Raw genomic sequence first — 26,432 nt, 5'->3', positions numbered from 1 at the left:
CTATCAGTAGATTCATTCATTGTACTTATATTTCTTGCGGCATTAAGCTTCTTCCATTGAATGAAGGAGCATGCATGGAAACCGCAGCATTTATCAAAGGTATGGGATTAGGTGGCGGATTGATTATCGCTATTGGCGCACAAAACGCATTTATTTTACGTCAGGGCTTGCAGCGTCAGTATGTACTTACATCAGTGCTGATTTGTGGTTTGTGCGACTCGTTGCTCATTGCGCTTGGCGTTGCTGGTGTTGGTGCATTGATTGCCGATAATCCCGCTTTATTTGCGTTCTCAAAATGGGGTGGCGCGGCATTTTTGTGCTGGTGTGGAATCCGCTCTGCTTTGGCCGCGTGGAAGCCGACCGCATTGATAACAACCACGGCACCGCTCGCGCCTCCTCGTTATGCCGCCGTGATCACCAGCGCGCTGGCCTTTAGCCTGCTCAATCCGCACGCTTATCTCGATACGGTCGTCTTGCTAGGATCAGTCGGCGGACAAGAGATTGGCATGGGCCGGGTGTTGTTTGCTGCGGGTGCCATGCTGGCTTCGCTTCTCTGGTTTTTGAGCCTGGGATTCGGCGCACGCTTTGCCGCACCGATTTTTGCCAAGCCAATTGCATGGCGTATTCTGGATGGTGTCATTGCAGTAGTCATGTGGTCGATTGCGGCTTCACTGCTACTGTAAAGACCATGTAGAAGCATTCTTTACTTAGCGGATTGCGGGCCTGTGCCCGCAATCACTCTTAGCCGGACAAGCTTCGACAGACTAATTTCAACTAATGCATTTCTCCTAAGCACATTTTTGAATGTGTGTTGATACAAGTTATGCATAAACCTATGCATAACTTGCATTAGATTTTTTTCGCCAGTCTCCATAAAGTGCGGGTGCGATACCGTATTTATTCGCATTATGAGCAAGGCTAGGGCGATTAACCGTTTATACGATCAGCAACCTTTCCTATAATCATTACGATCGTTCTTTCAGTGCGATGCCACGGTATCAACCTCGAGAAAAACAACGATTAAAATTAGGAGATGTATGGTTTTGCATAAAATCCACACCCGTTTTCAGCCCTATTTTCGATTCATATTCGGCGCTTTATTATTGTCGAGCGGATTAGGAAATGCCATTGCGCAGACGCAAGAGTCTCAGGAAGCGTCGCAAAAACTACCAAACGTGATAATTCTTGCCACTGGCGGCACGATTGCCGGTACCGGCGCGACGAGCACGACCACCGTCGGTTATACGTCTGCCACGGTCGGTGTTGAGAAATTGATCGCAGCCGTGCCGGAACTGAAAAAAGTCGCCAACGTGAAGGGTGAACAAGTATTTCAGATCGCCAGCGAAAGCATGACGAATGACCATTGGCTGAAACTTGCCAAGCGGGTCAATATATTATTGGCGCGCCCGGATGTCGATGGCATCGTCATCACTCACGGCACTGACACCATCGAAGAAACCGCCTACTTTCTTGACTTGACTGTTAAGAGTCGCAAGCCAGTTGTGATCGTCGGCGCAATGCGTCCGTCGACCGCGCTGTCTGCGGATGGACCAATCAATTTATACAATGCCGTGCTGTTGGCCGGTAGCAAAGAGGCAATCGGCAAGGGCGTTTTAGTGACATTAAACGACCAGATTAACGCCGCGCGCGAAGTCACCAAAACCAATACATCAACCACCGATACCTTTAAATCACCCGAACTCGGGATGCTGGGATACATTCAAGGCAGTAAGCCGTATTTTTATCGCCAGTCAACCCGCAAAAACACACTCGACACAGAATTCGATATCAGTAACCTGGATGTCTTGCCGAAAGTTGATATCGTGTACGGCTATGCCGATATGAACAGCATTGCGCTAGATGCGCAAGTCGCCGCTGGTGCCAAGGGCATTATCCACGCTGGTGTCGGTGATGGCAGTATTGCAGCGCAAATGAAAGAACCACTGATTGCGGCACGTAAAAAAGGGGTGATTATCGTGCGTGCCAGCCGAATCGGGCAAGGCATTGTGGCGCGCAACGGCGAGGCCAGCGACGATACTCTCGACTTCGTTGTAGCTGATACGCTGAATGCGCAGAAAGCACGAATCTTGCTGATGCTAGCGCTGACCAAAACGAATAATACGAAAGACATTCAGCGGATGTTTTACACCTATTAATTCTTTGACAGTTTCCTTTTACTCGTCTGATTAGCGTCACAACACCGCAAATCTGACATAAAAAAATGGTGGGTCAGGTGCTTCCTGATCCACCATTTTTTACATCATTACCTTGCACCGAATGATGTGGTGCGCTCAGACGTCTATAACGTGGTTGGAGTGGATGATATCGCCGTCTCTGGCGCGCCATTTGACGCGATTGGTGCCGACGACTGTAAGGCGGCTTGACTCGGTTTTTCACGACGTAGTTCCTGCACCGGAAACGGAATCGAAAATCCAATCGCATCCAGTGTTGGCTTAATCTGCTGACTAATATCCCAGCGAACGGCCCAAAAATCCGACGTCATTGTCCAAAACCGTATTTTGAGCATCACAGCGCTATCCGCGTAATCGCTCACAACCACCAGCGGTTCTGGCAACTTCAGAATCCGCGGATCGGCATCCAATAACGCGGTTAAGGCCCGAATCGCAATGGCGGGATCATTTTTATAATCGATCCCGATCGGCAGATCCATACGCCGCTTGTCATGCCGACTATAGTTGGTAATCGCGCTGTTCCATAACTGGTTGTTTGGGACAAATAGACAAACGCCATCGGCCTTAGTTAATTTTGTTGCGAAAAGACCAATTTCATCGACAGTTCCTTCGACGCTGCTATTCGCAACATATTCGCCGACCTGAAATGGTCGCAAAAACAACAACATCATACCGGCCGCAATATTTTGTAGCGTACCTTGCAATGCCAGACCTATCGCCAGACTGGCTGCACCCAACACTGCGATGATACTGGCGGTCTGCACACCAAACTGTCCCAATACAGCAATCACCGTAATCAGACGAATGAGCCACAACAACACACTCCGCAATACCGGTCGCAAGGTGGCATCGACGTTAGAGCGAATCAACACACGCTGGAACATATTCGATAATTTGGAAGAAAACCACCAACCAAGCATCAATATAACGATCGCCAGCACGGCATTCACCGCGTAATGCAGCGAGGACGTAGCCAGAAAAGTCCAGAGTCCATTTAACTGGTCAACGGCAAAAGTATTCAAAGGTAAACTCCTATTTTTATGACGAACATTCGCCTGTAGGCTGACGCGTCAATGACTTGCTCGCCGACGGTGATGAGACTAGACGTTCCAATAATGCTTAAAAAAACGCTTAATTAGCACTTAAGTAACGTTTAAACAACGTCATTAGGCTTGGATTATTGCATTTAGTTGCAACAGTAGGCTGAAAGGGGCGTCATTCAAGCCTTATGTACTGACATGCAGCTCTGTTTGAGCTCCGAATGCGCAATCAGGGATGGTCCATCACCATCAATCAGATCGAGATGCCGCGCGCTAACTCCCGCGGGTTTGCTACACTATCGACTTACGCACCAGCCAACCCACTTGATCGATCCCCATGAGCAAATATTGGAGTCCCATCGTCAGCCGCCTGACGCCTTACACGCCCGGCGAGCAACCAAAGATTAACAATCTGATCAAACTCAATACCAACGAGAATCCTTACGGTCCGTCGCCGTTGGCCATTGCAGCGATCCAGCGCGAAGCTGCCGACACGCTGCGTCTGTATCCTAATCCGGACTCCGAACCGCTCAAGCTTGCCATTGCGGAACAAAATGCGCAATACGGCATCACTCCGGAACATATATTTGTCGGTAATGGTTCCGATGAAGTGCTGGCGCATGTGTTTCAGGCGCTATTGCAACACGATGATCCGATTCTGTATCCGGACATTACGTACAGTTTTTACCCGACTTATTCCAACCTGTATCAAGTCGCCTACAAGACAATCCCGCTCGCGGACGACTTTACGATTCAGGTCGATGACTATCTGAATGCAGGCAAAAACGGGGGGATTATTTTTCCTAACCCGAATGCGCCGACTGGTTGTCTGCTGCCATTGTCTGAAGTTGAACGCCTGGTCGCGGCGCAACCTGATAGCGTGGTCATCGTTGATGAGGCGTACATCGACTTTGGCGGCGACAGCGCGATCCCGCTGGTTTCGCGTTTTCCCAATCTGCTTGTGGTGCAAACACTGTCCAAATCCCGCTCTTTAGCTGGCCTGCGGGTTGGCTTTGCTATTGGTCATCCTGATTTGATTGCTGCTTTGGAGCGGGTCAAAAATAGTTTCAATTCCTATCCACTGGATCGGATGGCGATTGCGGGAGCCGCGGCCGCGATTCAGGATAAGTCGCATTTCGATCAAACCCGGCTTGCGGTTATGGATACCCGCAAGACGCTGGTTGCCGGATTGAATGCGCTGGGCTTTAACGTATTGCCGTCGGCTGCCAACTTCGTTTTCGCGCGTCATCCACAACACGACGCGGCAACCATTTCCGCAGGATTACGCGCCGATGGGGTCATCGTTCGACACTTTACCAGCCCGCGAATTGCACAATTTTTGCGCATTACGGTCGGCTCAAATGCGGATTGTCAGGCGTTACTGGATGCGCTACCCAATCATCTGAAAGATAAGACAAATGCGGTTAAATTGGCTTAGTCGTATCTCTATCTTATAGATTCGAATATTGAAGTGCACACTAGCGCACGACGGTGACGTAAATACCCCGTTGATAATCGCAATCACTATCGACGGGGCTGATTAGTGTGCTATTGCACTATTACACCAACACACCCACGCGCTACACGATCTCGTCCACTTCTTCACCATTTTTGTGATCAATGTCTCTTCCACTAGCCATTCCCGTTCCTACTATTAACCGCATGCGTCAGGCAGCGCTTCCGCTCCTGTTTGTCTTGCTCGGCGTTGTATATGCAACCTGGGCCTCGCGCATACCGGCGGTGCGCGATGCCTTGCAACTTGATCCGGCAGAATTAAGTCTGGTATTACTATGCGCAGGGATCGGTGCCGTGGGTTCTTTTCCGCTGGCAGCGTGGCTGACCGGTCATTACGGCGCGCGCCACAGCGCCTGGTACGCCGGCGTTGGATTATTGGTGACTATGCCGTGTTTGGCGCTGGCTCCCAATATGGCGTGGTTAATGCTTACCATGACCAGTCTTGGACTTTGCTCTGGTTGCTTTGATGTGGCGATCAACGCACTCGGTGCCGCAGCCGAAAAAGTAGCTGCGCGTTCGATCATGTCGCTATTACACGCCTGGTTTTGCGTCGGCACTTTATCCGGCGCGCTCATCGGCAGCGGCTTTGCTGGCATCGGCTTGTCGCCGCTCTCACACTTCGGCTTATTGGCACTGCTATTCGCCCTGCCGCTAAGACTTTGCTACTACGCATTGCCAAATGATCGCCCCGAACCGAGCATCGGTAAAAAGTATTTTTCACTCCCGCACGGCCACCTGATCGTCCTCGGTATCATCGGATTTTGCGGCGCGATTGTTGAAGGGTCTGTGGCAGACTGGAGTGGTGTTTACATGACGGACTGGTTGCGTGCCAGCGACGGCACTGCACCGTTAGCGTTTGCCGCCTTCGCGGCGATGATGCTGGTTACAAGACTTATAGGAGATCGACTAAAGGAGCGCTTCAATGCACGCAAAGTCGTCACCACCGGTGCGCTTATCGCGGCAGTTGGTATGTTTGTGGCACTCATCGCACCTAACGTTTCGCTCTCCATTTTCGGCTTTGCATTGACCGGTGTTGGCGTTGCGACCGTTTTCCCTTTTGTATTCAGTGCGGCGGGGCGCCATGGTTCTACCGCGCTGGCGGGTGTCGCCACCCTCAGTTACGGCGGTGGTTTGATTGGACCGCCGGTGATCGGGTTTCTGGCACATGGCTTCGGCCTGCACGCCGCGCTGTCTCTGGTCGGTGTGTTATGTCTGGCGGTCGCACTATCAGCGAGTCGCGCGAAGTGGCTTGAGTGAGCGATCGCGGAGCGCGATAAAACCAACGAAGGGTTAAGAATCTCCGTCCACGTATAAAATGCCTTGAGTACGATAAAATGGTGTCCTCGAGAAATACCCTGCATTTGCTAAATTCGCTTTGGAGCCTGCCATCATGCCTAATTTGTCTGCTCATACTTTCGCTCGCACCTTGACCCTCGCTCTCACTGCCAGTGCGACGCTGGCAGCTTGCGCCATGCCCGGACAGGAAAGCAAAATCACCGACGATCCACGATTGTTATCGTCCCGTTGGGAACTCACCGATTGGCCGAACCATGTTATTCCAACCGGCGATAACGGTGATCCGGTGATTCTGACTTTTAGCAATGAAAAAGGCCAGGGACGGGTGAATGGTCGCGCCTGGTGCAATCAGTTTACGGCACCGTTTTCGATTCGTAGCCCGGGTCGACTGACGATTGTTGAAGCGGTGACAACACGTATGGCGTGCCCGGAACCCGCCATGCGTTTCGAAGCTGACTTTTTAGAAAAACTACAGGCAGTGAACGACTACAAAATTACCGGAAAAACCCTTGAGTTCAACACCGTTGACGGTAAAGTAATGACTTTCCACGCACGGGACAAAGTCGGTGCCACGGCTAAAATAAAATTCATCTACGTCGCCGCGGAAAAAGCACCTTGCTCTACCGGCGTGATGCAGACAACTTGTTATCAAATCCGTGAAGATAAAAAAGCCCCATGGCAACTCTGGTACGGCGACATTGCCGGTTTCAAACCTGAACCCGGTGTGCAATATCGCCTGCGCATTTTAGAAGAGCGCGTTCCACATCCACCCGCCGATGCCAGCGCGGTCAAGTGGACGCTGGATATCATCGTTGAGCAGGAATTGGCTGAATATCAGAAGTGAGTTTTGCAGCCAATAATTCTAGCTTTGCGCGACGCCGCTGGCGCGGATTAGCGTAAATTTTCAATACCTAAAATGATAGGGTTGACGCAGAGCCAAACCAGCCGGGCCGGGCCAGCCTGCACTAAAGCGCCAGCCGCCGACGTGCAGCCTGATATTCGGTTTGCAAGCGATCTACCATTGCGGCCACCGTTGGCACGTCACTCATTAGTCCGACCCCTTGACCCGCGCCCCATATATCACGCCAGGCTTTGGCGCCGCTTCCACCGGAACCAAAATTCATTTTGGTCTTGTCCGCCTCGGGAAGATTGTCTGGGTCAAGACCAGCATTAATAATGGATTTTTTCAAATAGTTGCCGTGAATACCTGTGAACAGATTGGTATACACAATATCGTTAGCGCTTGATTCGACAATGGCCTGACGATAGGCATCGTCGACATTGGCTTCCTGAGTGGCGAGCCAGCGCGAGCCAATATAGGCAAGGTCTGCGCCCATTGCTTGCGCCGCCAGAATCGCGTCACCGGTGGCAATCGCGCCAGACAGTGCAATCGTCCCGTCGAAGAATTTTCGTACTTCGCCCACTAACGCAAACGGTGACAACGGACCGGCATGACCGCCAGCGCCGGTGGCGACCAAAATCAAGCCGTCAACTCCGGCTTCCAATGCTTTTTCAGCATGGCGAATCGAAATAACATCGTGCAATACGATGCCGCCATAGCTATGAATAGCGTCCATCATCTCTTTGGGTGGCGCACGCAGACTGGAAATGATAATCGGAACACGATGTTTGACACACATTTCCACATCATGGGCCAGACGATCATTGGATTGATGCACAATCTGATTGACTGCAATCGGACCTACTTTAGCATCCGGGTGTTCTGCCTGATATGTTGCCAGTTCAATTTGCAATTGTGTCAGCCACACATCGAGCTCGGCTGCCGGACGCGCATTGAGCGCCGGAAACGAACCGACGATCCCCGCTTTACATTGCGCCGCGACCAACGCCGGTCCACTGGCGATAAACATCGGCGAACCGATAACGGGAAGGCTTAAGTTTTGCAACACTGCGGGCAATGCCATAACGACCTCTTTTAGTGGGATCAAAGAAATGATTATAAGGGAAACGTCATACAAAAAAGTACGATCGTGCTAGATTTTATCTTCTAACTGGATTGATTCTAATTACTTTTTTTTATTAAAAATATAATAAACAGCAAGCGCATAAGTGAGTGAAAACTTTTGGATTGGTTATCATAAACCAAATGAGGCTTTCATTAAGTGAGTGACAAGCATCTGGATGCGGAGGATATGTTCGCGAAATACAAAAAAATAGCTCGCATTTTAGCGAGCTATTTTTAACGATATGGCAACGGCATGCGCCTATCGCTACGTTAAATTACCAGACATCTTTAGGCAACACATCGCGCAATGCAGGAATGCTATGTCGGGTAAATTTAGGCACGTCGATACCGCGTTTTTTCTGTTCCAGATAATCACGCCATGCCGCATAGGCGTATTTACTCAACAACACAATTGCCACCAGATTAATCAACGCCATCAATCCCATGCTGGTATCCGCCATATCCCATACCAACGGCAAACTGCCCGTGGCACCAAACATCACCATTCCAAGTACACAAAGACGGAATAAGAACAGCAACAATGGATGCTTGCTAATAAACTGAACATTGCCTTCAGCGTAAGCGTAATTGCCTAACACTGATGAATACGCAAAGAAGAAAATCGCCACGGTTAAAAATAGTCCGCCCCAACTTCCCAAATGCGCTGTGATCGCCGCGTGCGTCAAACTTGCTCCTTGGGTTGCGCCACCTGGAACGTATTCACCAGACAATAAAATAATCAATGCAGTCGCCGTGCAGATAATCATTGTGTCCACCACCACGCCCATCATCTGTAATAATCCTTGAGAAACAGGATGAGAAGTGACTGCCGCCGCAGCGGCATTGGGCGCTGATCCCATCCCCGCTTCGTTAGAAAATAGTCCGCGCTTAATACCAGTCATCATGGCCACAGTGATCGCGTAACCAACGGTTCCGCCGACAGCTTGCTCAAGACCAAACGCACTTTTGATAATCAAACTGAAGACCGCAGGCAATTCAGTCAGATGCGTCACCAACACAAATGCCGCCACGCCGAGATAGCCAACCGCCATAATCGGCACGATCACAGCGGCAAACTTTGCGACGCGTCGGATGCCACCGAAAATAACCGGCGCGGTCAACAGCACCAATGCGATACCAACCCAATGCCGCGGAATATGGAAAGAAATATCCATCGTTTCAGCGATGGATTGGGCCTGAACTGCATTGAAAACAAACCCAAAAGCCAAGATCAGCGACAACGCAAACACCATCCCAAAGGCGCGTGAACGCAATCCAATCTGGATGTAATAACTCGGTCCGCCCCGAAAACTACCGTCTTCATTACGGACTTTAAAAATTTGCGCCAGCGTTGCCTCGACAAATGCTGATGACATGCCAAGCAGTGCGACCACCCACATCCAGAAAATCGCGCCAGGACCACCAACGGTCAACGCCACCGCAACGCCAACAATATTACCGGTTCCGACACGGCTTGCGATACCTGTAGCAAAAGCTTGAAAGCCGGTAATTCCCTCAACGGATTGTCCGGGTTCGCGTTTGAATAAATTTGACCGAAAAATGCGCGACTGGATAAAACCAAAACGAATCGTAAAAAAAGCGCCGACGCTTAACAACAAATAAATGAGGACATATCCCCACAAAATACCATTAAGCCAGTTGACGATAGGGTGAAGAAGGGTTTCAAACATGAGTGGATTGTCTCTGGTAAAAAGGGAATGCCATTACAGACTGCGACTGTGTATTATCGACAACGTATAACGACAACATATAACGACACCTGACCATCCAATCGCATGTCATTGGCATATGATCTGCATGGCAGTATCGATTTCTACGCGTCAGCTTCTACGCACATTTACATATTGATTATTTTGCTTAGCGCCACATCGAAATGATTGGCCGCTAGATATTAGCCGTTAAAGCGGGCGCGGGCGGCGGGTTTTATACCCATGGCGTGACTGAAGACGCATTATTAGAAAAGTCTGACTTATTTTGAGAAAAATCTTACTTATATTACGTATTTTTCTTACGCAGAATCAAATATTTAATCCGAATTTAACAACACTTCACCATCCAACTGCGCTGCGCCAGCGCGTAACAATTGCGCAATAAGCCAAGCAGTCAGTTGATCATTCGGAAGATGTAAATGACGCGCATTTGTGGATACCATCAAAGGCATTGTCGCAACTATCTGCGACACATCTTCCAGAGATATTTTTTGACGTTCCAGTAGCAGAAATTTCAGCAATACTTTCAGTCCATTTTGCGCGTTTCGGATAGGCTCGGCCGAGAGATAATCCAGCCGTGAAAAAGCACTGGAAAGCGCACTGGCAACGTCTGTAAATGGTCGACCATGACCAGGAATAACGATCGCAACGTCCAGAGCGGCAATCATTTCCAGCGTCTCCCGCGCTTCAGCAAATCCCGATTGGCCGTCGAGTTCTGGAAAAATGACACCGAACCCGTTTTCCCACAATGCATCAGCAGAAATCAAAATCCGATGTTGAGGACAATACAGGATCAGCGAATGCGGATCATGCCCTGGCGCAGCCAGCACTTGCCAGGTCATGTCTCCGAGGATTATTTCGTCGCCGCCTTGCAAGGTGGCGTCAACATGAAATCGCGCACATTGCTGACCCGTGGCGACGTAACTTAACGCGCCCTGATCCCAGTCGCGTACCTTTGACGCTTCTGCAGCAGGAATAAAAGTACGACAGCCGTACGCTTGTTGGAGCGCGGCGTTGCCACCACAATGGTCCGAGTGAATATGTGTATTAACCAGCCAGTCGAGCGGGCGACCATGCAACACTTGCGCTACCAGCGCAACCGTCTGCGTTGCGTGCGTCGCATAGCCGCTATCGACCAGAGCGGTTTGTTCCTGTCCCAGAAACAGGATGTTATTTGATGACAACCAGCCACGTTGAAGCACATGCATGGTCGCTGGTAATAGGACACGCAAGGAATCGTTCATCGTTGCACTACCAACCGCCAGGAGATGGCACACGCAACGATCAGCATCCGATCAACAGGGGAACGCGCCAAGGCAGCGTTTACATCCAACATGCGGGCACAACCTTCACATCAACAAGTAACGTTCGCCGTGCAGCGGACCGATTTAACAATATGACTAGTAATTAATCAGTCACATCAGTCAAATAGATCCAACTGCGTTTAACCTCCATGTTCGCCGATGGCGATGGAATCAGCAAGAAAATTATATCTAGCGCTAAAAGCGGCATCCAACCAAGACGTATCCGATGAACCATATATCGGACGCCCTTTAATAATCTGCCAGATGTGAATGTACAGTCGGCACCCGCAACGCACCGACGATCAGGAATGCCGCCACGGACTATATCCCAGCGGTTCGACCCCTCTCGCTCTACCGGCGATTCGGGATCGACGTTCTTAGTTGGTCCTTTTATTGGTAGGATGTTTTAGGCCGCAATATCATCACGCGGGGCTTGCAGACCCATTTCCTTGCGGAACATGGCTTCCATTTCACGCCGTACCTGAATTGACTCTTTGCTGCTGTCGATAACGACATCGCTCCAACGCACGGATTGCCCCGCGCTGATGGGGCGTTGCAACACAATATTGTGTGCAAGTCCGATCGGTAGCGCGTCGCTGTTTAATGAATCGGCGGCCGACATCAATTTGCCATACACCATGTGGCCACCTTCACCGTCCAGACGTTCGCCAGCGCGCAAATCGCGTTTAGCGGTTGCCACGACATCACCATGGAATTCTGTAGTACTGCCGGTTGGCTCACCGCGAACGGCGATATTAGCGATGGAAATCCCCAATTCGAGACCGATCAGATGGTACGGCTTATACATCGTGGCAAAGCGACCGCTGGAATCGGTTTTTAAACCGTATTGCGAAAAGCATTCGCGGACATAATCGGTTGGTGCTTCAAAGGTTACATACACGCCCCATCGCAAGTCGCGAAAGACCGGACGCCCATCACGCTCAAGCGAAGACACCACTTCGACTGTGCCAGAATGCGGCAAGATCCCGCCAGCCGATGCCGGACGTAAAATATTCGGCAAATCATCCACACCGCAAGGAGGAAAAGCGAGTCCGTCTGAACCTGGTCGTAACCCTGTCGCGTTGGCCACTGCCGCCATTTCGAGCGCCGATTTGGTGCCGTCCAGGAACGAGTTAAACATCTGCGCATTGAAGTCACCACCGGCGACTTGCTCATCGCTAAAACCGTAATGTCCCCATACCGTGTCGGGAGTGGATTGATGATATATCGGTAGATATTTGGTCCCTTTGCCCGCGCAGACAACATCGAAACCGGCAGTACGCGCCCAATCCACCATCTCGGCTATCAACGCAGGCTGATCGCCATATGCCATTGAATAAATGATCCCAGCTTCCGCAGCGCGCCGTGCCAGCAACGGTCCGGCCAGCGCGTCGGCCTCGACATTGACCATCACGATATGTTTGCGATGCTTGCAACAAAGCAATGCATGGCGAATACCCGCAGCTGGATTGCCGGTGGCATCAATAATGATATCGATTTCGCCTTGCGAAATCAGCGCTTCCGCATCATCTTGTACGAAGGTGCTGCCGTTACGTAGCGCTTCATTCCAGGATTTTGCGGCATACATCGGCTCCGGCCAGCCGACTCGTTTTAAGGATTGGCACGCACGTGCCGGGGACAAATCAGCAATCCCCAACAGATGCACGCCCGGCGTACGCGGCACTTGCGACAGATACATTGAGCCGAATTTCCCTGCCCCGATCAAGCCGACGCGCACGGGTTTTCCCGCGTCAGCGAGTCCTTTTAATTGCTGAAACAAAGTTGACATGTCTACTCCTGTAATAATATTTGTACACCGCCATGTTTGACGGGAGGCGATACCGTATTTTCGGATTCACATAAAAAGAGTAGCATTCGCATTTTCCCCCGTAAATATTGAATATCACACAATGGATGTGCAAAAAATCGCATGCAAAAATTTGACTGGAACGACCTACAAGGATTTTTAGCCGTGGTGCGGGCCGGACGACTTACCACCGCAGCCTTGCAGTTGGGTATTGATCATTCGACACTCAGCAGACGCATAGTTGGCCTGGAGAAGGCGCTTGGGGTGGCTTTGTTTGACCGTCGCTCGGCCGGGTACGTCCTCACAGCAGAAGGTGAGCGCCTGATTCCCGATGCGGAGGCGGTCGAAAGCCTGGCGATCCGCATTCGATCCCGCTCCGATGATGGAGCGCTAGGGTTAATGGGTTCGGTGCGGATCGGCGCACCGGAAGGATTCGGAACTTATTTTTTGGCACCCGAACTGACCGGTCTGGCGACCCGCCATCCACAGCTGGAAATTGAACTCATCGCCAATCCACGCATGTTTAGTCTTTCCAGGCGCGAGGCTGATATTGCGATTAGCATGACGCGCCCCGAAACGGGGCGGTTGCATGCACGCAAGCTAAACGACTATGAGCTTGGCATTTATGCGGCACGTTCTTTTCTGGCGCAGCACGGACCAATTGACACCCAACTTTCATTGGCGGCCCATACTTGGGTGGGCTATGTGGAGGACTTGATGTGGACCAAGGAGCTTGATTATTTGTCACACATTCCTACCGCGCCAGCGCCACGTGTCAGAATTTCGAATGTGATCAGCCAGATGGCGGCAGTGAAAGGCGGAGTCGGACTGGGCGCACTGCCATGCTTCATGGCCCGCAATGAGCCGGAATTGGTGCGACTATTGCCAGACCAGATCAAACTATTCCGCGGCTATTGGCTAATCACCCATGCCGAAGCGCGCGATTCCGTGCGCGTCAAAGTGGTGGCAGATTATATTGCTGAACGCATCGAGGCCGCAGGTAACGCTTTTTGGACGGATGGCTAACGAGGATGGCTATGTGTTGGAGGCAGAAAAGCAAGAGACCAGCGCAACTCAATTCGGTGGCGGCGTAACGACGGCAAAAGCCGAGAACGAAGGCCGCATCTTCCCCGGACACGCCGCGCGCTAAGGACCGACCCGCCAGCGATTAAACTAGTACGACAGAATCCATGCAGAGTACAGCGTTTGCACCCGCATTTATGTTGTAGTAACATATCTACTTAAATCAAGTATTCGAGGTGTCGCTATGGTCATGACCATCACAACCCTATCAAGCCGCGAGTTCAATCAAGGGGCGAGCGAGGCAAAACGGGCCGCAAACAATGGGCCAGTATTCATCACGGATAGGGGACGACCGGCCCATGTTCTTATGAGCATCGCGCTTTATCAGCAGATTACCGGAAGTCACCAGAAGATTGCCGATTTGCTGGCGATGCCGAGCATCGCTGATATCGACTTTGAGACTCCACGCTCGCGTGAGATTCCGCGCCCTGTGGACTTTTCCTGATGTTTATTCTCGATACCAATGTCGTTTCTGAGTTGCGAAAAATTCGCCTTGGCCGAGCCGATAAAAATGTGGCGCAGTGGGCCGACAGTGTGGATGCCACAGACCTCTATTTGTCGGCCATCACCGTGCAGGAGCTGGAACTGGGCGTATTGTTAATTGAGCGCCGCGATCCACCACAAGGCGCTATTTTTCGGACCTGGTTCGAGAGCCATGTTTTACCTGCATTTGCCGGCCGCATTCTACCGGTTGATACCGCGGTTGCGCAACGTTGCGCGGCGCTTCATGTGCCCGACCCGCGCCCGGCCATGGATAGCCTCATTGCAGCAACGGCGCTGGTTCATGGCATGACCTTAGTAACGCGAAATGTGGCTGACTTTCAACCGTCCGGCGTGACGATTCTTAACCCATGGGAGGCCCAATGATCGGCAAAGCGCCGCGCACTGGTCCTTGCGGATCATGTGCATAAACGCGACGCTAGAGATTGGGCTAAGGCGACACAACCCCTAACTTGCTTGGCTATTACGCTTCCAGCGCCTTGCTCAACAACTCCGCGACCAATTCATTCACGCCGCAGTCACGCTCTTGCGCCAGCGTTTTTATTTGCTGCACCAGATCACTATTCAGTTTGACCGCAAACGGTACCAAACCCAGCGACTGATCCAGATTGCGCTGCTCACGCCGATCCAGCGCTACGGGCGCAGTTTGACCGAATACAGCGGCGGAACCCGGTTGCTTCATCTTGCCGGAAAGTTTCATTGCTTGCATCTTTGCCATGCCGGATTTTTTCATTATTTCAATTCCTGATTAAATATAGATCGCCATTCTACGCAGTCCCGCGCCCGAAAACAGTTCTATTAGGCGAGATGGGCAAAGAGATGCCGAAACCGACGCAGACTAACGCAAAATAAGACACTTATTAAGATACTTACTAAGATGCCAACGAAGCGTTATCGCCTGAATTTGTTTTGTATCGGCGACCTAATCCCGAATTGCCCGAAATGTGTTGGCGATTTGCTACTAGGCAAAAGCGCGCTTAGCAGCGATCGCGTTTCCGGCCCGACTGGCAGCCTTGCGTCCGAGATGCTGAGAGATGAATTGTCCTGCCTCAACCACCGCATCGAGATTTATACCCGTTTCAATCCCCAACCCTTGCATCATATACAACACGTCTTCCGTTGCCACGTTACCGGTTGCGCCCTTAGCGTACGGGCAACCGCCCAAACCGGCCACTGACGCGTGATAGATTGAAATGCCGACATCCAGACTGGCGTAGATATTCGCCAGCGCCTGACCGTAAGTGTCATGAAAATGGCCAGACAAACGATCCACCGGAAATTCCTGCACCAATCGTTGCATGACCGCCTTCACCTTGTTGGGAGTTGCCACACCGATCGTATCGGCAATGTCAATCTCGTCGCAACCAAGATCGCGCATGCGGTGCAGCACATCTACCACCGCATCGATACTGACCTCGCCCTGATACGGACAACCAAAAACGCAACTAATACTGCCGCGCAAACGTTTTCCCGCTTGTTTAGCGGTCAGAGCCACGTCACGAAACCGTTCGATTGATTCGGCAATTGAGCAATTGATATTCTTTTGCGAGAACGCTTCCGATGCCGATCCAAAAATCACCATTTCATCAGCCTCCGCCGCCAAGGCAGCTTCGAGGCCCTTCATATTGGGAACCAAGGCTGAATAAATTACGCCCGGTTGCCGGATGATGCCCGCCATCACTTCGGTGGATGTCGCCATTTGCGGCACCCATTTAGGCGATACAAAGGAGGCCGCTTCAATGTTGACGAAACCTGCCGCGGTCAGTTGATTGACCAGTGCAATCTTGATTTCTGCAGGAATGGTCTCTTTTTCGTTCTGCAAACCGTCACGTGGGCCGACTTCAACGATTTTAACTTTGCTTGGGAATGTCATTTTACGATCCTCGCTATTCTTATGATTTTAATATCCGATGATTTAATAGCCGTTGATACGGTCTACAACCCCGGTGACCGCCTCACCGCGTTGCAGCGCACGGATTTTTTCGCTGATTTGTTGAATCGTGTCTAGTTCCACCGATGCTGCTGCGAAATGCGGCGTAATGGTAATGCGCGGTTCCTGCCAGTAAGGATGCTCGGACGGTAATGGTTCTTGCTGAAATACATCCAGTGTTGCACCGGCGATATGACCGGTTTTGACCAGCGCCAGCAAATCGTCTTCCACCAGATGACCGCCACGGGCAACGTTAATCACATACGCACCTCTGGAACCCCCGGTGTGTTCAGTGCCACTCTGTAATTTTTGCAGATTTTCACGATTGATGATGCCGGTGGTTTCTGGCGTCAGCGGCAGGATGCAGACCAACACCCGCGAGGCCCGCAAAAACGCATCAAGACCGTCTTCGCCCGCATAACAACGCATGCCGGGCAAGTCTTTCTGAGTGCGACTCCAACCATTCAACGGAAACTCAAAATGCCTGACCGCGTCGGCAATCCGTACACCCAACACGCCAAGACCCAAAATACCGACGCTAAAATCCTGCTTGTTATTGCGCGACAAGCGTCGCCATTCACCCTGACTGGCCTGTTGCTGATAAAGCGCAAAGCGGCGGTAGTAGCCAAGCAAAGCGTGCGTCACATACTCAGCCATCTGAATCGCCATACCGGCATCGTCAACCCGAATCAGCGGCACACCGTCAGGAAACGCATTCCCTAGTTGGAAAATGGCATCGACACCCGCACCAAGATTAAAAATGCCTTTCAAATCGTGTCGCCCACGCAGCATGGCCGCCGGTGGTGCGAACACCAGCGCATAATCTGCATGGTCCGTATCGCCCTCGGACCATAACCGACATTCAGCTTCAGGCATCGCTTTGGCGACCATTTCCAGCCAGTCGTCCAGCCCGCTCCCAGGCGGCGCATAGTATATTATTTTCATTGAACTCCTTCTGGCAGCGCTTTTTTTAATTTCTGACTAGCCTTCGGTCAAGCATCGAAACCAAGTGCGGAATCAGGTCCGCTATCAGGTTTGTTACACCCACCGCTTTGCCACAAAACCGCATTATCAAACTATTGCGTTACATCAAGTTTAAACGCCAGCAATTGCGCCGCTTCGGCCACCTGATCGCCAACCGCATACAGTAACTCTTCCACCAGACCATCGGCTGGCGCGGCAATCGTGTGCTCCATTTTCATCGCTTCCATAATCAGCAATGGCGCACCCTTTTTAACCTGATCGCCCTGCGCGACCAATACGGCAACGATTTTCCCGGGCATGGGCGCAGTCAGGCGACCACCTTCGGTTTCGACTTCACCGGCGTGCGCCAATGGATCGACATAGTCCAGCGTATACTGGTGGCCGCCGGTAAATACCTGAAAGTGGGTACCATCAGAAACCACCGTACCCCGCACCTCGCGATCACCAAGACTGATGACGTAATCACAATCACTCTGCTGCAACAATGCCATCCGCGTGAAGTGTTGACCATGTTGCAACAACCAACTGCCGGATTGATACAGCACAGCGATCGGGCTTGCCTTGCCATTGTCGACAAAGGTCAGCTGGCGTTGCAAGTTACTGTTCAGACGCCAGCCATTGGTATCGGTCCAGGGATTAACATGCGTGTCGGTTGCGCGACGTTCAGCCGCCAATAATGCGGCGGTTGCCAGCGCAAGCACTGCCACTTCAACCGGCTGAGCGATTGGAAACAGCGCGTCCTGATTCCGTTCAATCAACCCTGTATCCAGATCAGCGGTGGAAAAAGGCTGACTGGCAATCAGGCGCTGCAAGAAACTGATATTGCTGGCCAGACCCACAATTTGATACTGTGCTAAAGCATTAGACATACTCGCCAAAGCCTGTTGCCGATCCGGTGCCCAGACAATCAATTTGGCGATCATCGGATCATAAAACGGCGAGATGGCATCACCCGCACGCACCCCTGAATCAATCCGTACAATCGCGTCGGGTGTTGCCGCAGCGGTCACTTCAAATTCGCGTGCGGCTGGCGTACGCAAATGGCGCAGCGTGCCGATTGACGGCAAAAATCCCTTGTCCGGATTTTCAGCATAAATCCGCGCTTCAATCGCATGACCGCGTATTGTTAGTTGCGCTTGCTTAAGTGGCAGCAGCTCGCCAGAAGCAACTCGCAATTGCCACTCAACCAGATCAAGCCCAGTGATCATTTCGGTCACCGGATGTTCGACTTGCAGGCGGGTATTCATTTCCATGAAATAAAACGCGCCGCCTTCGCCATTTTCGTAGTCAGCAATAAATTCCACCGTACCCGCGCCGACATAGCCAACTGCCTTAGCTGCCGCGACCGCCGCATCGCCCATGGCTTTGCGCCGCTCTTCAGTCATTCCTGGCGCTGGCGCCTCTTCCAGTACTTTTTGATGACGCCGTTGCACTGAGCAATCACGTTCAAACAAGTAAACGCAATCACCCTGACTGTCGGCAAAGACCTGAATTTCTATGTGTCGCGGACGGGTCAAATACTTCTCGACCAATACTTTATCATCACCAAAACTGCTGATCGCCTCGCGCTTGCAGGATGCCAATGCAGCCTTGAAATCTGCGCTATTCTCGACGATTCGCATGCCCTTACCGCCGCCGCCAGCGCTTGCCTTCAGCAATACCGGATAGCCGATTTTGTCGGCCTGTTGCTGCAACAGATCGGCATCCTGATCATCGCCGTGATAACCGGGAACCAGCGGCACGTCGGCTTTCGCCATTAATGACTTGGCGGCAGATTTTGATCCCATCGCCTTGATCGCACTAGCCGGCGGTCCGATGAATATCAGACCAGCGTCTGCGCACGCCTGCGCAAATTGCGCGTTCTCTGACAAAAAACCGTAACCCGGATGGATCGCCTGCGCGCCCGTCGCCAGCGCGACGGCAATAATTTTATCCCCGTGCAGATAGCTTTCCTTGGCCGCTGCCGGCCCGATGCAGACTGCCTCGTCGCAGACTGCCACATGCTTGGCACCTGCATCGGCTTCCGAATAAACCGCCACCGTTTTGACACCCATACGGCGGGCAGTGGCGGCAACGCGACAGGCGATTTCACCGCGATTGGCGATCAAAATTTTTGTAAACATGTCTGCTCCAGTTGGTTTTTTGTTCTGCTGAAAAACAATTCAATCAAATCGCTGCCCATCGCTACTTCTACTAAAAGTTTGTAGGACTAACGCAATCGTCAGTCCTACAGAATCTCACTTGTGGTAACAGACGTTTGAAGATGATTTTTCGCCGTTTCTATTTTTTCTTTCGGTCAGCTAACGAACTGCTTTATTGCGCTTCGCTTTGCGTCACTTCACAGCGTGCATCAATGGCAGTCGACCGCGTGTGCATACCCAATTTAGCCAACAATGCGCGATCTTCTTCAACTTCCGGGTTGCCGGTTGTCAGCAATTTGTCGCCGTAAAAAATCGAGTTCGCACCCGCCAGGAAACACAGCGACTGAATCGCCTCACCCATCTGGCGGCGACCGGCCGATAAACGCACCCGCGCTGTTGGCATCGTGATACGTGCCACTGCGATGGTCCGAACAAATTCGAGCAGATCCAGCGCCTCAATACCATACAAAGGCGTGCCTTCGACCTGCACCAGATTGTTCACAGGAACCGATTCTGGATAAGGTGTCATGTTGGCGAGTTGCGCCACCAGACCGGCCCGTTGCAGGCGCGATTCGCCCATGCCGACAATACCGCCACAGCACACTTTGATACCAACACCACGCACGCTGTCGATCGTGTCCAGACGGTTTTGATAATCGCGGGTGGTGATAATGTCACCATACAATTCGGGGGCGGTATCGAGGTTATGGTTGTAGTAATCCAGACCGGCTTGCTTCAACCGCTCGGCCTGACCTTCGCCCAACATACCCAGCGTGGCGCAGGTTTCAAGGCCGAGAGCTTTCACGCCGCGCACCATATCTTCTACGTGTTCCAGATCACGATCTTTTGGCTCGCGCCATGCCGCGCCCATGCAAAAACGCGTTGCACCGTTAGCCTTGGCTTGACGGGCAGCATCCAGCACCGTCTCAAGAGGCAAGATTTTTTGGGCAACAACGCCGGTATCGTAGCGCGCAGCTTGCGGGCAATAGCCGCAATCTTCCGGGCAACCGCCGGTCTTGATCGACAAGAGTGTCGCTAACTCGACTTCGCTTGGATCAAAATTTTCGCGATGTACTTGTTGCGCGCGGAACATCAAATCGTTGAACGGCAAATTGAATATTTCCAGCACTTCTTCCACGCGCCATGCGGCATCGACTGCCGGAGCCACGATTTTTTGGGCGATACCAGGCTGAAAGTTAATCGGTTGTGAAGTGCTGGCGTTCGGTTGCGAAGACATGATCAGATTTCCTTAGAAGGGAGGGAATTTGTTAAAAGAGGTGTTCCGGCAGGCCAGCCCGGCAAATGTGAAAATTCAAGATAACTGGCGGCAGCGGCGATTAATTCCGCAGCGGGCAATGGAAGTCGCGGTACACGGCCCAATAAAGGCGCATCAATGCGCGCCACCAGCGCCTCAATCGTCGCGTCAGCGTTCAGCATGTCGGGATCGACAGTATTGATAACCCAGCCTGCCAATAGCAAGCCGCGCGCGGCAATCGCTTCGACCGTTAGCAGCGCGTGGCTAATGCAGCCAAGCCGCAAACCAACAACCAGCACAACCGGCAAACCCAACTGTTCTGCCAAATCGGCGGTATCAGTGGTGGCGTTCAATGGCACGCGAAAGCCACCAACGCCTTCGACTACCACTGCGTCAGCCAAGGTCGCTATCTGTTGATAGCACGCCAAAATATGCGGCAATGCAATGATGCGGGCTTCCTGCGCGGCGGCGATATGCGGCGCGGTCGGCGCCTTAAATAAATACGGCGTTGCCAAATGTGTTGGTAGCGCGACGCTGGCTTGCGCTGCCAAAGCGTCGGCATCATCGTTGTGCCAGATGCCGTCGCGCAACTCTGCACCGGCGGCGACCGGTTTCATCCCGGCGGTACGAATGCCGGTTTTGGTCAGCGCATGCAACAAACTGGCAGCGACGAGCGTTTTACCGATTTCGGTATCCGTGCCAGCGACAAAATAGGCGCATTGCGGCTTGTTTTCCATTGGCATCAACGCATTCAACGGTATCGTTTGATTAGTCATCAAGACCTCTCGCCAATGACGCTGTTGAATACAGAAGCTGTGCGTGCTGCCAGCAAGTCGCACTCTTCCTCATCGAGGATGTATGGAGGCATCAGATAGACCGTGTTGCCAATGGGTCGTAATAGCAATTCGCTTTCCAACGCTTTGCTGAAAAATCGACGCGAAAAAGTTGACGCTGCTGCCGTATCGGCAATTTTTGCATCAAACGCCCAGATCATCCCGCGCTGGCGGAAATGCTGCACGCTCGGATGATCGGCCATTGGTTGCAATGCGGCGGTTATGCGCTGTGCCTTCACGCGATTAGCGTTCAGTACATCATCTTGCTCAAAAATTTCAAGCGTCGCCAACGCCGCACGACAGGCTAATGGATTGCCGGTGTAAGAATGCGAATGCAAAAAACCACGGGTGACGTCGGCATCGTAGAAACTTTGATAAATGGCATCGGTCGTCATCACCAGCGACAATGGTAAATAGCCACCGCTGATCCCTTTCGACAGGCAAACGAAATCCGGCCAGACCGGCTGCGGCGCTGAGGCTTCAGAACCCTTTGCCGTAGCTTGCTCAGACGCAAAGAATGTTCCAGTTCGACCGCAGCCCACGGCAATTTCATCAAAGATCAAATGCACCTGATAACGGTCGCATAAGGCGCGTACTTCGGCCAAATAGACGGGATCGTGCATTGCCATGCCGGTCGCACATTGCACTAGCGGTTCGATGATCAGCGCTGCAATATGCGTACCGCGTTGTTGCAATAACAATTCCAGGGAATGCGCAGCACGACGCGCAACATCGGCAGCGGTTTCTCCTTCATGCGCGCCGCGTGCATCGGGCGACATCACAACGTGCGCCTGACGTAATAGCGGTCCATACGCATCGCGGAACAAAGCCACGTCTGTCACCGCCAGCGCACCGATGGTTTCGCCGTGATAACTGCCTTTGAGACAAACGAATTCTTGCTTGGCGCTATGACCGGCGTTACGCCAGGAATGAAAACTCATCTTCAGTGCTATTTCCACCGCCGAAGCGCCATCCGACGCGTAAAAGCAATGCCCCAACACATTCCCCGTGCGCTCTGCCAGTTTCTCTGACAACCGAATCACCGGCTCGTGCGTAAAACCCGCCAACATCGCGTGTTCAAGCTTATCCAGCTGGTCTTTCAACGCGGCATTAATACGCGGATTGGCATGACCGAATAGATTCACCCACCATGAACTAATGGCGTCCAGATAACGCTTGCCATCGGCGTCGTATAGCCACGCACCGCGACCATGGCTGACCGGAATCAGCGGCACCGTTTCGTGGTGTTGCATTTGCGTGCATGGATGCCAGACGCTTTTCAGACTGCGATTCACCCAGTCAGATTGTGTGTTTTGTTTCAACTATGCTTCCTTCATACTGTCGATATCGGCTGGCGCGTTTTCCTCGCTGACGGTATCTTTTGCGGTCAAGGTCTCTGCGGCAGCAAGCTTTTTAGCAGCCACATGCAACGCAGCAATCAATTGATCCACTTGTTCTATTGTATGCGCCGCTGAGAGCGAAATACGCAATCGCGCAGTCCCTTTGGGCACCGTCGGCGGGCGAATCGCGGGCACCCAGATATTCTGCTCAAACAATGCCGCCATCACATCCAGGGCGAGCTGATTATCACCGACAACCAATGCCTGAATCGCACTGTCAGACGGGAGTAGCGACCATGGTAAATCAGCAACACCATCACGTAACTGTTTTGCTAATTGCCGCAAATGCTGTTGTCGCCAATCTTCGGTTTCCAACAAGTTGAGCGTCGCTAATAGTGCGCACGCTAACATCGGTGGACTGGCCGTAGTGAACACGTAAGTCCGTGCGCGCTGCAATAACCATTCGATCAACGTTGCATCGCCAGCCACAAACGCGCCCGAAACACCAGCCGCTTTCCCCAACGTGCCCATATACAGTACGCGCGGTGACGCCAATCCAAAATGGGCCAGACTGCCACGGCCTTGCGGTCCCAGCACGCCAAAACCGTGCGCATCGTCGACCAACAACCACGCATCGTATTTTTCGCACAGTGCCAACAGCGCAGGCAAGGGCGCAATATCGCCATCCATACTAAACACGCCATCAGTCACTATCAGCTTGCGTGCGCTAGTGCTTTTGGCGAGTTGCTGCTCCACCCGCGCCACGTCGTTATGCGGATAGACGCGGAATTCTGCACCGGAAAGACGTGCGCCATCGATCAGGCAAGCGTGGTTTAACCGGTCGGAAAGTACCAGATCGCCGGGGCCGACCAACGCCGGAATAATCCCCATATTTGCCATGTAGCCATTTGAGAAATGCAATGCGCGGGGCATGCCAACAAACGCTGCCAGCGCGACTTCCAATTCTTCGCACACACTACTATGACCGCTGATCAGCGCCGACGATGCCGCGCCGACGCCGAATCGCGCCAAGCCATCGTGGGCAGCAGCGATCAACGCAGGATGATTGGCTAAACCAAGATAATCGTTGTTGCTGAAAGCCAGTATTTGCTTGCCATCAATTGTCAGCAGCGGACCTTGTGGACCATCCACGATGCGTCGTTTGCGTAGCAGCTTCTGGTCTTGCAATTGCATCAACTGAGCGCTTATTTCATCCATCAAATCGGGCTTGAAACCGGGAAACGCGTCAACAGGCAAATTAAGGTCAGCATTAGACATGCGCGGCATCCTCGATTGGAGAGGCCGCCAGCGTCGACACGTACTTTAATGGCAACGCGTTGAGGCTTCGATAAACTGCGTTATGTCCCCACGATTGGGTCTTGCCAACTAGTTGCAAGCCCGGCAACCGCTGCATAACGCTGCGCAAGGCAATTTCTGCTTCCATATACGTCAAAGTCGCGCCGATACACACATGCGGGCCGAAGCCGAACGATAAATGCGCGCCCTGATTACGGGTGATGTCGAGCGTATCGGGGGCGGTGAATTTGGCGGGATCGCGGTTAGCCGAACCGATCAATGGGATGACCAGATCGCCTTTTTTCATGCGCTGACCATGCAATTCAACGTCAACTTTCAAACGACGGCCAGTGTATTGCACCGGACTGTCGAATCGGAGCAATTCCTTCAACGCCGATGGCAACAATGCTGGATCGTCCCGTAACATCTGCCATTGGTCAGGATGTTGCAGAAGCGCCAACATCCCGTTGCCGAGCAGATTGCGGGTCGTTTCGTGACCGGCAAATAACAACGTGCAACACTGCGCCAGCAATTCTTTGGTAGTAATAATGCCGCCGTTCGCTTCGGCCAGCATCAATTGGCTGATCAAGTCATCGCCGGGATGCAAACGCCGCTGCGGCAGGATTGCGCGAAAATACGCGTTCATCGCGACCAGACTGGTTTGCGCACGTCGGGCAATCTCGATAGTCGGGGTCGGGCTGCCGATAAAATCAGCAATATCATCCGACCAGGCCACGAATTCCGCCCGATCATCGCCATCAATACCCAACATCGCCGCAATCACCAAGGCTGGCAACGGCCGCGCAACATCCCGCATGAAATCAAAACTGGCGGGGGTCGCAGATGTCGTTGCCATCACAGAATCCAGCAAGCCATCAATCAGACTTTGAATCCGCGGCGCTAGCGCCTGCAAAGCCGCTGGTTTAAAGCCAACGTTCATGACTTGACGCAGCCGTGTGTGTTGCGGCGGATCGACAAACAACAACGACCGCGAAAAAATACGTTTAAATTCACGCAACTCGGTCAGCGCTTCCGGGCCGCTAGTATTCGCCCAGCCACCCGCACGCCGCACCGAAAAACGTGGATCGCGCAGAACGCTGGCGACATCGCTATATTCCGTCACAAGCCATGCACCACCACAGAACTCTTCATTCCAGTGCAGCGGCCCGGCCTGACGCAGTGCCTGATAAGTTGGGTAAGGATTGTTTAAAAAATCATTGTTTATCATGTGTTAACTTTTAAAACTGACGAGCTTGCGCTCACCATACTGCAAGAGACTGCAGGGGAACCGGAATTGTATAGGTATCGCCGCAACAGCATCACTTCAACCTGTGGATTAGCGCTGCATTCATCCCATATGGGGATGGTTTTTATGTATGACTTTTCAATAATATTGTCGGTTAATTATCATTGCAACCATGATGGTTTGCGCTTTTCCAGAAAAGCACGAACGCCTTCACGGCCTTGATCGGAAGCACGGCTTTGGGCAATTCCCTCGACTGTTGCGGCAATCAGTGCAGCGCTTAAAGGTTGACCGGCAACATCCCGCACCAAGCGCTTGGCATTTGTCACGGCAGCCGGACTGGCGGCAAGCAATGATTTCAATAGCACGTTAACCGTGTCATCTAATGTTTCAAGTCCGACCACTTCGTGGACCAACCCGATTCGCAGGGCGGTTGCTGCCGAAAAGCGTTCAGCGGTAATGAAGTAGCGGCGCGCCGCCGACTCGCCGATTGCCTTAATAACATAGGGGGAAATAGTCGCGGGAATCAAGCCGATCCGGACTTCCGACAAACAGAAATGGGCTGCCTCGACCGCCACCACGATATCGCACGCGGCAACCAAACCCAGGCCGCCTGCGTAACAATCGCCTTGTACGCGAGCGATCACCGGTTTTGGACAATCGTAAATCACCTGCAACATGGCCGCCAATTGTCCTGCGTCGGCGCGATTCTGTTCCGGCGTGTAATCTGCCATCTCTTTCATCCAGTTCAGATCAGCACCGGCACAAAATGCGACACCATTCGCAGCCAACACAATCGCCCGAACCTGTGGCATTGCGCCCAGTTCCGTGAAGGCGCGCGTGATTTCGGCAATCGTGTCCTGATTAAAGGCGTTACGGACATCGGGCCGATTTAAGGTAATGGTGGCGACTTGTGCATGGTCGCTGTTGCCAGCTTTACATTCAACTAACAGGGTTTTATACGTCATTATGTTCT

At 52.2% G+C, this 26,432-nt stretch carries 23 protein-coding genes and 1 pseudogene; 9 read left to right on the top strand and 15 right to left on the bottom strand.

Annotated features, from left to right (window positions below; genetic code table 11):
- Positions 1–74: 74 nt before the first annotated feature.
- A complete protein-coding gene (locus QN379_RS10255; protein WP_322234259.1) occupies positions 75–683 on the top strand; it encodes a LysE/ArgO family amino acid transporter in 609 nt (202 codons plus the stop codon).
- 354 nt (positions 684–1,037) lie between these two features.
- Positions 1,038–2,156, top strand: coding sequence for a type II asparaginase (locus QN379_RS10250; protein WP_322234262.1), 1,119 nt, complete (start codon positions 1,038–1,040; stop codon positions 2,154–2,156).
- A gap of 143 nt (positions 2,157–2,299) precedes the next feature.
- On the opposite strand, the gene QN379_RS10245 is transcribed toward QN379_RS10250, so the two are convergent.
- The gene (locus tag QN379_RS10245) at positions 2,300–3,214 is read right to left on the bottom strand and encodes a mechanosensitive ion channel family protein (RefSeq protein ID WP_323506599.1); all 915 of its coding nucleotides are present in this window, start codon (positions 3,212–3,214) and stop codon (positions 2,300–2,302) included.
- A gap of 355 nt (positions 3,215–3,569) precedes the next feature.
- Here QN379_RS10245 and hisC point away from each other — a divergent pair, with 355 nt between their 5' ends.
- The 3 genes from hisC to QN379_RS10230 all read left to right on the top strand — a co-directional run bounded on the left by hisC (position 3,570) and on the right by QN379_RS10230 (position 6,887).
- Positions 3,570–4,670 (top strand): histidinol-phosphate transaminase, encoded by a 1,101-nt coding sequence (hisC, locus tag QN379_RS10240; RefSeq protein ID WP_322234266.1) that lies wholly within the window; start codon positions 3,570–3,572, stop codon positions 4,668–4,670.
- Positions 4,671–4,852: 182 nt separating this feature from the next.
- The gene (locus QN379_RS10235) at positions 4,853–6,004 is read left to right on the top strand and encodes an MFS transporter (RefSeq protein WP_323506598.1); all 1,152 of its coding nucleotides are present in this window, start codon (positions 4,853–4,855) and stop codon (positions 6,002–6,004) included.
- Between the two features lie 133 nt (positions 6,005–6,137).
- Positions 6,138–6,887 carry an META and DUF4377 domain-containing protein gene (locus QN379_RS10230; RefSeq protein WP_322234269.1) on the top strand — a complete coding sequence of 250 codons (750 nt, stop codon included), beginning with the start codon at positions 6,138–6,140 and terminating at the stop codon, positions 6,885–6,887.
- A gap of 121 nt (positions 6,888–7,008) precedes the next feature.
- Here QN379_RS10230 and QN379_RS10225 read toward each other — a convergent pair whose 3' ends face one another.
- The 4 genes and pseudogenes from QN379_RS10225 to QN379_RS10210 all read right to left on the bottom strand — a co-directional run bounded on the left by QN379_RS10225 (position 7,009) and on the right by QN379_RS10210 (position 12,832).
- A complete protein-coding gene (locus tag QN379_RS10225; protein WP_322234270.1) occupies positions 7,009–7,968 on the bottom strand; it encodes a nitronate monooxygenase family protein in 960 nt (319 codons plus the stop codon).
- 319 nt (positions 7,969–8,287) lie between these two features.
- A pseudogene (locus QN379_RS10220) lies at positions 8,288–9,700 on the bottom strand (alanine/glycine:cation symporter family protein); the annotation flags it as partial.
- A 356-nt stretch (positions 9,701–10,056) separates the two neighbouring features.
- Positions 10,057–10,983: an MBL fold metallo-hydrolase gene (locus tag QN379_RS10215; RefSeq protein WP_322234272.1), complete on the bottom strand. Its 927-nt coding sequence runs from the start codon at positions 10,981–10,983 to the stop codon at positions 10,057–10,059.
- Between the two features lie 466 nt (positions 10,984–11,449).
- On the bottom strand, positions 11,450–12,832 hold the full coding sequence (locus QN379_RS10210) for an NAD(P)H-dependent oxidoreductase (RefSeq protein ID WP_322234274.1): 1,383 nt from the start codon (positions 12,830–12,832) through the stop codon (positions 11,450–11,452).
- Between the two features lie 141 nt (positions 12,833–12,973).
- Here QN379_RS10210 and QN379_RS10205 point away from each other — a divergent pair, with 141 nt between their 5' ends.
- From QN379_RS10205 to QN379_RS10190, 4 genes are all read left to right on the top strand, one after another.
- On the top strand, positions 12,974–13,876 hold the full coding sequence (locus tag QN379_RS10205) for a LysR family transcriptional regulator (protein ID WP_323506597.1): 903 nt from the start codon (positions 12,974–12,976) through the stop codon (positions 13,874–13,876).
- Complete coding sequence (locus QN379_RS10200) at positions 13,869–14,000, top strand: hypothetical protein (protein ID WP_322234278.1); 132 nt, start codon at positions 13,869–13,871, stop codon at positions 13,998–14,000. The genes QN379_RS10205 and QN379_RS10200 overlap by 8 nt, the downstream gene beginning before the upstream one ends.
- Before the next feature lie 123 nt (positions 14,001–14,123).
- Complete coding sequence (locus tag QN379_RS10195) at positions 14,124–14,378, top strand: type II toxin-antitoxin system Phd/YefM family antitoxin (protein WP_322234280.1); 255 nt, start codon at positions 14,124–14,126, stop codon at positions 14,376–14,378.
- Positions 14,375–14,800: a type II toxin-antitoxin system VapC family toxin gene (locus QN379_RS10190; protein WP_323506618.1), complete on the top strand. Its 426-nt coding sequence runs from the start codon at positions 14,375–14,377 to the stop codon at positions 14,798–14,800. Before QN379_RS10195 ends, QN379_RS10190 begins: the two co-directional genes overlap by 4 nt.
- Before the next feature lie 97 nt (positions 14,801–14,897).
- Here the strand turns inward: QN379_RS10190 and QN379_RS10185 are convergent, their stop codons facing one another.
- The 10 genes from QN379_RS10185 to QN379_RS10140 all read right to left on the bottom strand — a co-directional run bounded on the left by QN379_RS10185 (position 14,898) and on the right by QN379_RS10140 (position 26,424).
- A complete protein-coding gene (locus QN379_RS10185) occupies positions 14,898–15,167 on the bottom strand; it encodes a hypothetical protein (RefSeq protein WP_322234282.1) in 270 nt (89 codons plus the stop codon).
- A gap of 228 nt (positions 15,168–15,395) precedes the next feature.
- Positions 15,396–16,307: a hydroxymethylglutaryl-CoA lyase gene (locus QN379_RS10180; protein ID WP_323506596.1), complete on the bottom strand. Its 912-nt coding sequence runs from the start codon at positions 16,305–16,307 to the stop codon at positions 15,396–15,398.
- A 42-nt stretch (positions 16,308–16,349) separates the two neighbouring features.
- Positions 16,350–17,309: a glyoxylate/hydroxypyruvate reductase A gene (locus tag QN379_RS10175; protein ID WP_322234285.1), complete on the bottom strand. Its 960-nt coding sequence runs from the start codon at positions 17,307–17,309 to the stop codon at positions 16,350–16,352.
- Between the two features lie 131 nt (positions 17,310–17,440).
- Positions 17,441–19,471 carry an acetyl/propionyl/methylcrotonyl-CoA carboxylase subunit alpha gene (locus tag QN379_RS10170; protein ID WP_323506595.1) on the bottom strand — a complete coding sequence of 677 codons (2,031 nt, stop codon included), beginning with the start codon at positions 19,469–19,471 and terminating at the stop codon, positions 17,441–17,443.
- Positions 19,472–19,661: 190 nt separating this feature from the next.
- A complete protein-coding gene (gene bioB / locus QN379_RS10165; RefSeq protein WP_322234288.1) occupies positions 19,662–20,726 on the bottom strand; it encodes a biotin synthase BioB in 1,065 nt (354 codons plus the stop codon).
- 2 nt (positions 20,727–20,728) lie between these two features.
- Complete coding sequence (gene bioD / locus QN379_RS10160) at positions 20,729–21,520, bottom strand: dethiobiotin synthase (RefSeq protein ID WP_323506594.1); 792 nt, start codon at positions 21,518–21,520, stop codon at positions 20,729–20,731.
- Complete coding sequence (gene bioA / locus QN379_RS10155) at positions 21,520–22,899, bottom strand: adenosylmethionine--8-amino-7-oxononanoate transaminase (RefSeq protein WP_323506593.1); 1,380 nt, start codon at positions 22,897–22,899, stop codon at positions 21,520–21,522. The genes bioD and bioA overlap by 1 nt, the downstream gene beginning before the upstream one ends.
- Positions 22,900–24,135 (bottom strand): 8-amino-7-oxononanoate synthase, encoded by a 1,236-nt coding sequence (gene bioF / locus QN379_RS10150; RefSeq protein WP_323506617.1) that lies wholly within the window; start codon positions 24,133–24,135, stop codon positions 22,900–22,902.
- A gap of 52 nt (positions 24,136–24,187) precedes the next feature.
- Entirely contained in the window at positions 24,188–25,441 is a 1,254-nt protein-coding gene (locus tag QN379_RS10145; RefSeq protein WP_322234294.1) for a cytochrome P450, read from the bottom strand.
- Positions 25,442–25,620: 179 nt separating this feature from the next.
- On the bottom strand, positions 25,621–26,424 hold the full coding sequence (locus QN379_RS10140; protein WP_323506592.1) for an enoyl-CoA hydratase/isomerase family protein: 804 nt from the start codon (positions 26,422–26,424) through the stop codon (positions 25,621–25,623).
- Positions 26,425–26,432: the final 8 nt, after the last annotated feature.

It is taken from the genome of Glaciimonas sp. Gout2 (assembly GCF_035018905.1).
In the GTDB taxonomy this organism is placed as follows: Bacteria; Pseudomonadota; Gammaproteobacteria; order Burkholderiales; family Burkholderiaceae_D; genus Glaciimonas.
The sequence above is the reverse complement of the archived record's forward strand: the minus strand, read 5'-3'. Positions and strand labels throughout refer to the sequence as shown.

Excerpts from the sequence above, each read along its gene's own strand:
- QN379_RS10215 (WP_322234272.1), bottom strand. The coding sequence starts at position 10,983 with ATGAACGATTCCTTGCGTGTCCTATTACCAGCGACCATGCATGTGCTT.
- QN379_RS10230 (WP_322234269.1), top strand. The coding sequence starts at position 6,138 with ATGCCTAATTTGTCTGCTCATACTTTCGCTCGCACCTTGACCCTCGCT.
- QN379_RS10205 (WP_323506597.1), top strand. The coding sequence starts at position 12,974 with ATGCAAAAATTTGACTGGAACGACCTACAAGGATTTTTAGCCGTGGTG.
- QN379_RS10200 (WP_322234278.1), top strand. The coding sequence starts at position 13,869 with ATGGCTAACGAGGATGGCTATGTGTTGGAGGCAGAAAAGCAAGAGACC.
- QN379_RS10210 (WP_322234274.1), bottom strand. The coding sequence starts at position 12,832 with ATGTCAACTTTGTTTCAGCAATTAAAAGGACTCGCTGACGCGGGAAAA.
- QN379_RS10170 (WP_323506595.1), bottom strand. The coding sequence starts at position 19,471 with ATGTTTACAAAAATTTTGATCGCCAATCGCGGTGAAATCGCCTGTCGC.
- QN379_RS10140 (WP_323506592.1), bottom strand. The coding sequence starts at position 26,424 with ATGACGTATAAAACCCTGTTAGTTGAATGTAAAGCTGGCAACAGCGAC.
- hisC (WP_322234266.1), top strand. The coding sequence starts at position 3,570 with ATGAGCAAATATTGGAGTCCCATCGTCAGCCGCCTGACGCCTTACACG.
- QN379_RS10180 (WP_323506596.1), bottom strand. The coding sequence starts at position 16,307 with ATGACATTCCCAAGCAAAGTTAAAATCGTTGAAGTCGGCCCACGTGAC.
- QN379_RS10175 (WP_322234285.1), bottom strand. The coding sequence starts at position 17,309 with ATGAAAATAATATACTATGCGCCGCCTGGGAGCGGGCTGGACGACTGG.
- bioF (WP_323506617.1), bottom strand. The coding sequence starts at position 24,135 with ATGGATGAAATAAGCGCTCAGTTGATGCAATTGCAAGACCAGAAGCTG.
- QN379_RS10255 (WP_322234259.1), top strand. The coding sequence starts at position 75 with ATGGAAACCGCAGCATTTATCAAAGGTATGGGATTAGGTGGCGGATTG.
- QN379_RS10225 (WP_322234270.1), bottom strand. The coding sequence starts at position 7,968 with ATGGCATTGCCCGCAGTGTTGCAAAACTTAAGCCTTCCCGTTATCGGT.
- QN379_RS10250 (WP_322234262.1), top strand. The coding sequence starts at position 1,038 with ATGGTTTTGCATAAAATCCACACCCGTTTTCAGCCCTATTTTCGATTC.
- QN379_RS10235 (WP_323506598.1), top strand. The coding sequence starts at position 4,853 with ATGTCTCTTCCACTAGCCATTCCCGTTCCTACTATTAACCGCATGCGT.
- QN379_RS10145 (WP_322234294.1), bottom strand. The coding sequence starts at position 25,441 with ATGATAAACAATGATTTTTTAAACAATCCTTACCCAACTTATCAGGCA.
- bioB (WP_322234288.1), bottom strand. The coding sequence starts at position 20,726 with ATGTCTTCGCAACCGAACGCCAGCACTTCACAACCGATTAACTTTCAG.
- bioD (WP_323506594.1), bottom strand. The coding sequence starts at position 21,520 with ATGACTAATCAAACGATACCGTTGAATGCGTTGATGCCAATGGAAAAC.
- QN379_RS10195 (WP_322234280.1), top strand. The coding sequence starts at position 14,124 with ATGACCATCACAACCCTATCAAGCCGCGAGTTCAATCAAGGGGCGAGC.
- QN379_RS10185 (WP_322234282.1), bottom strand. The coding sequence starts at position 15,167 with ATGAAAAAATCCGGCATGGCAAAGATGCAAGCAATGAAACTTTCCGGC.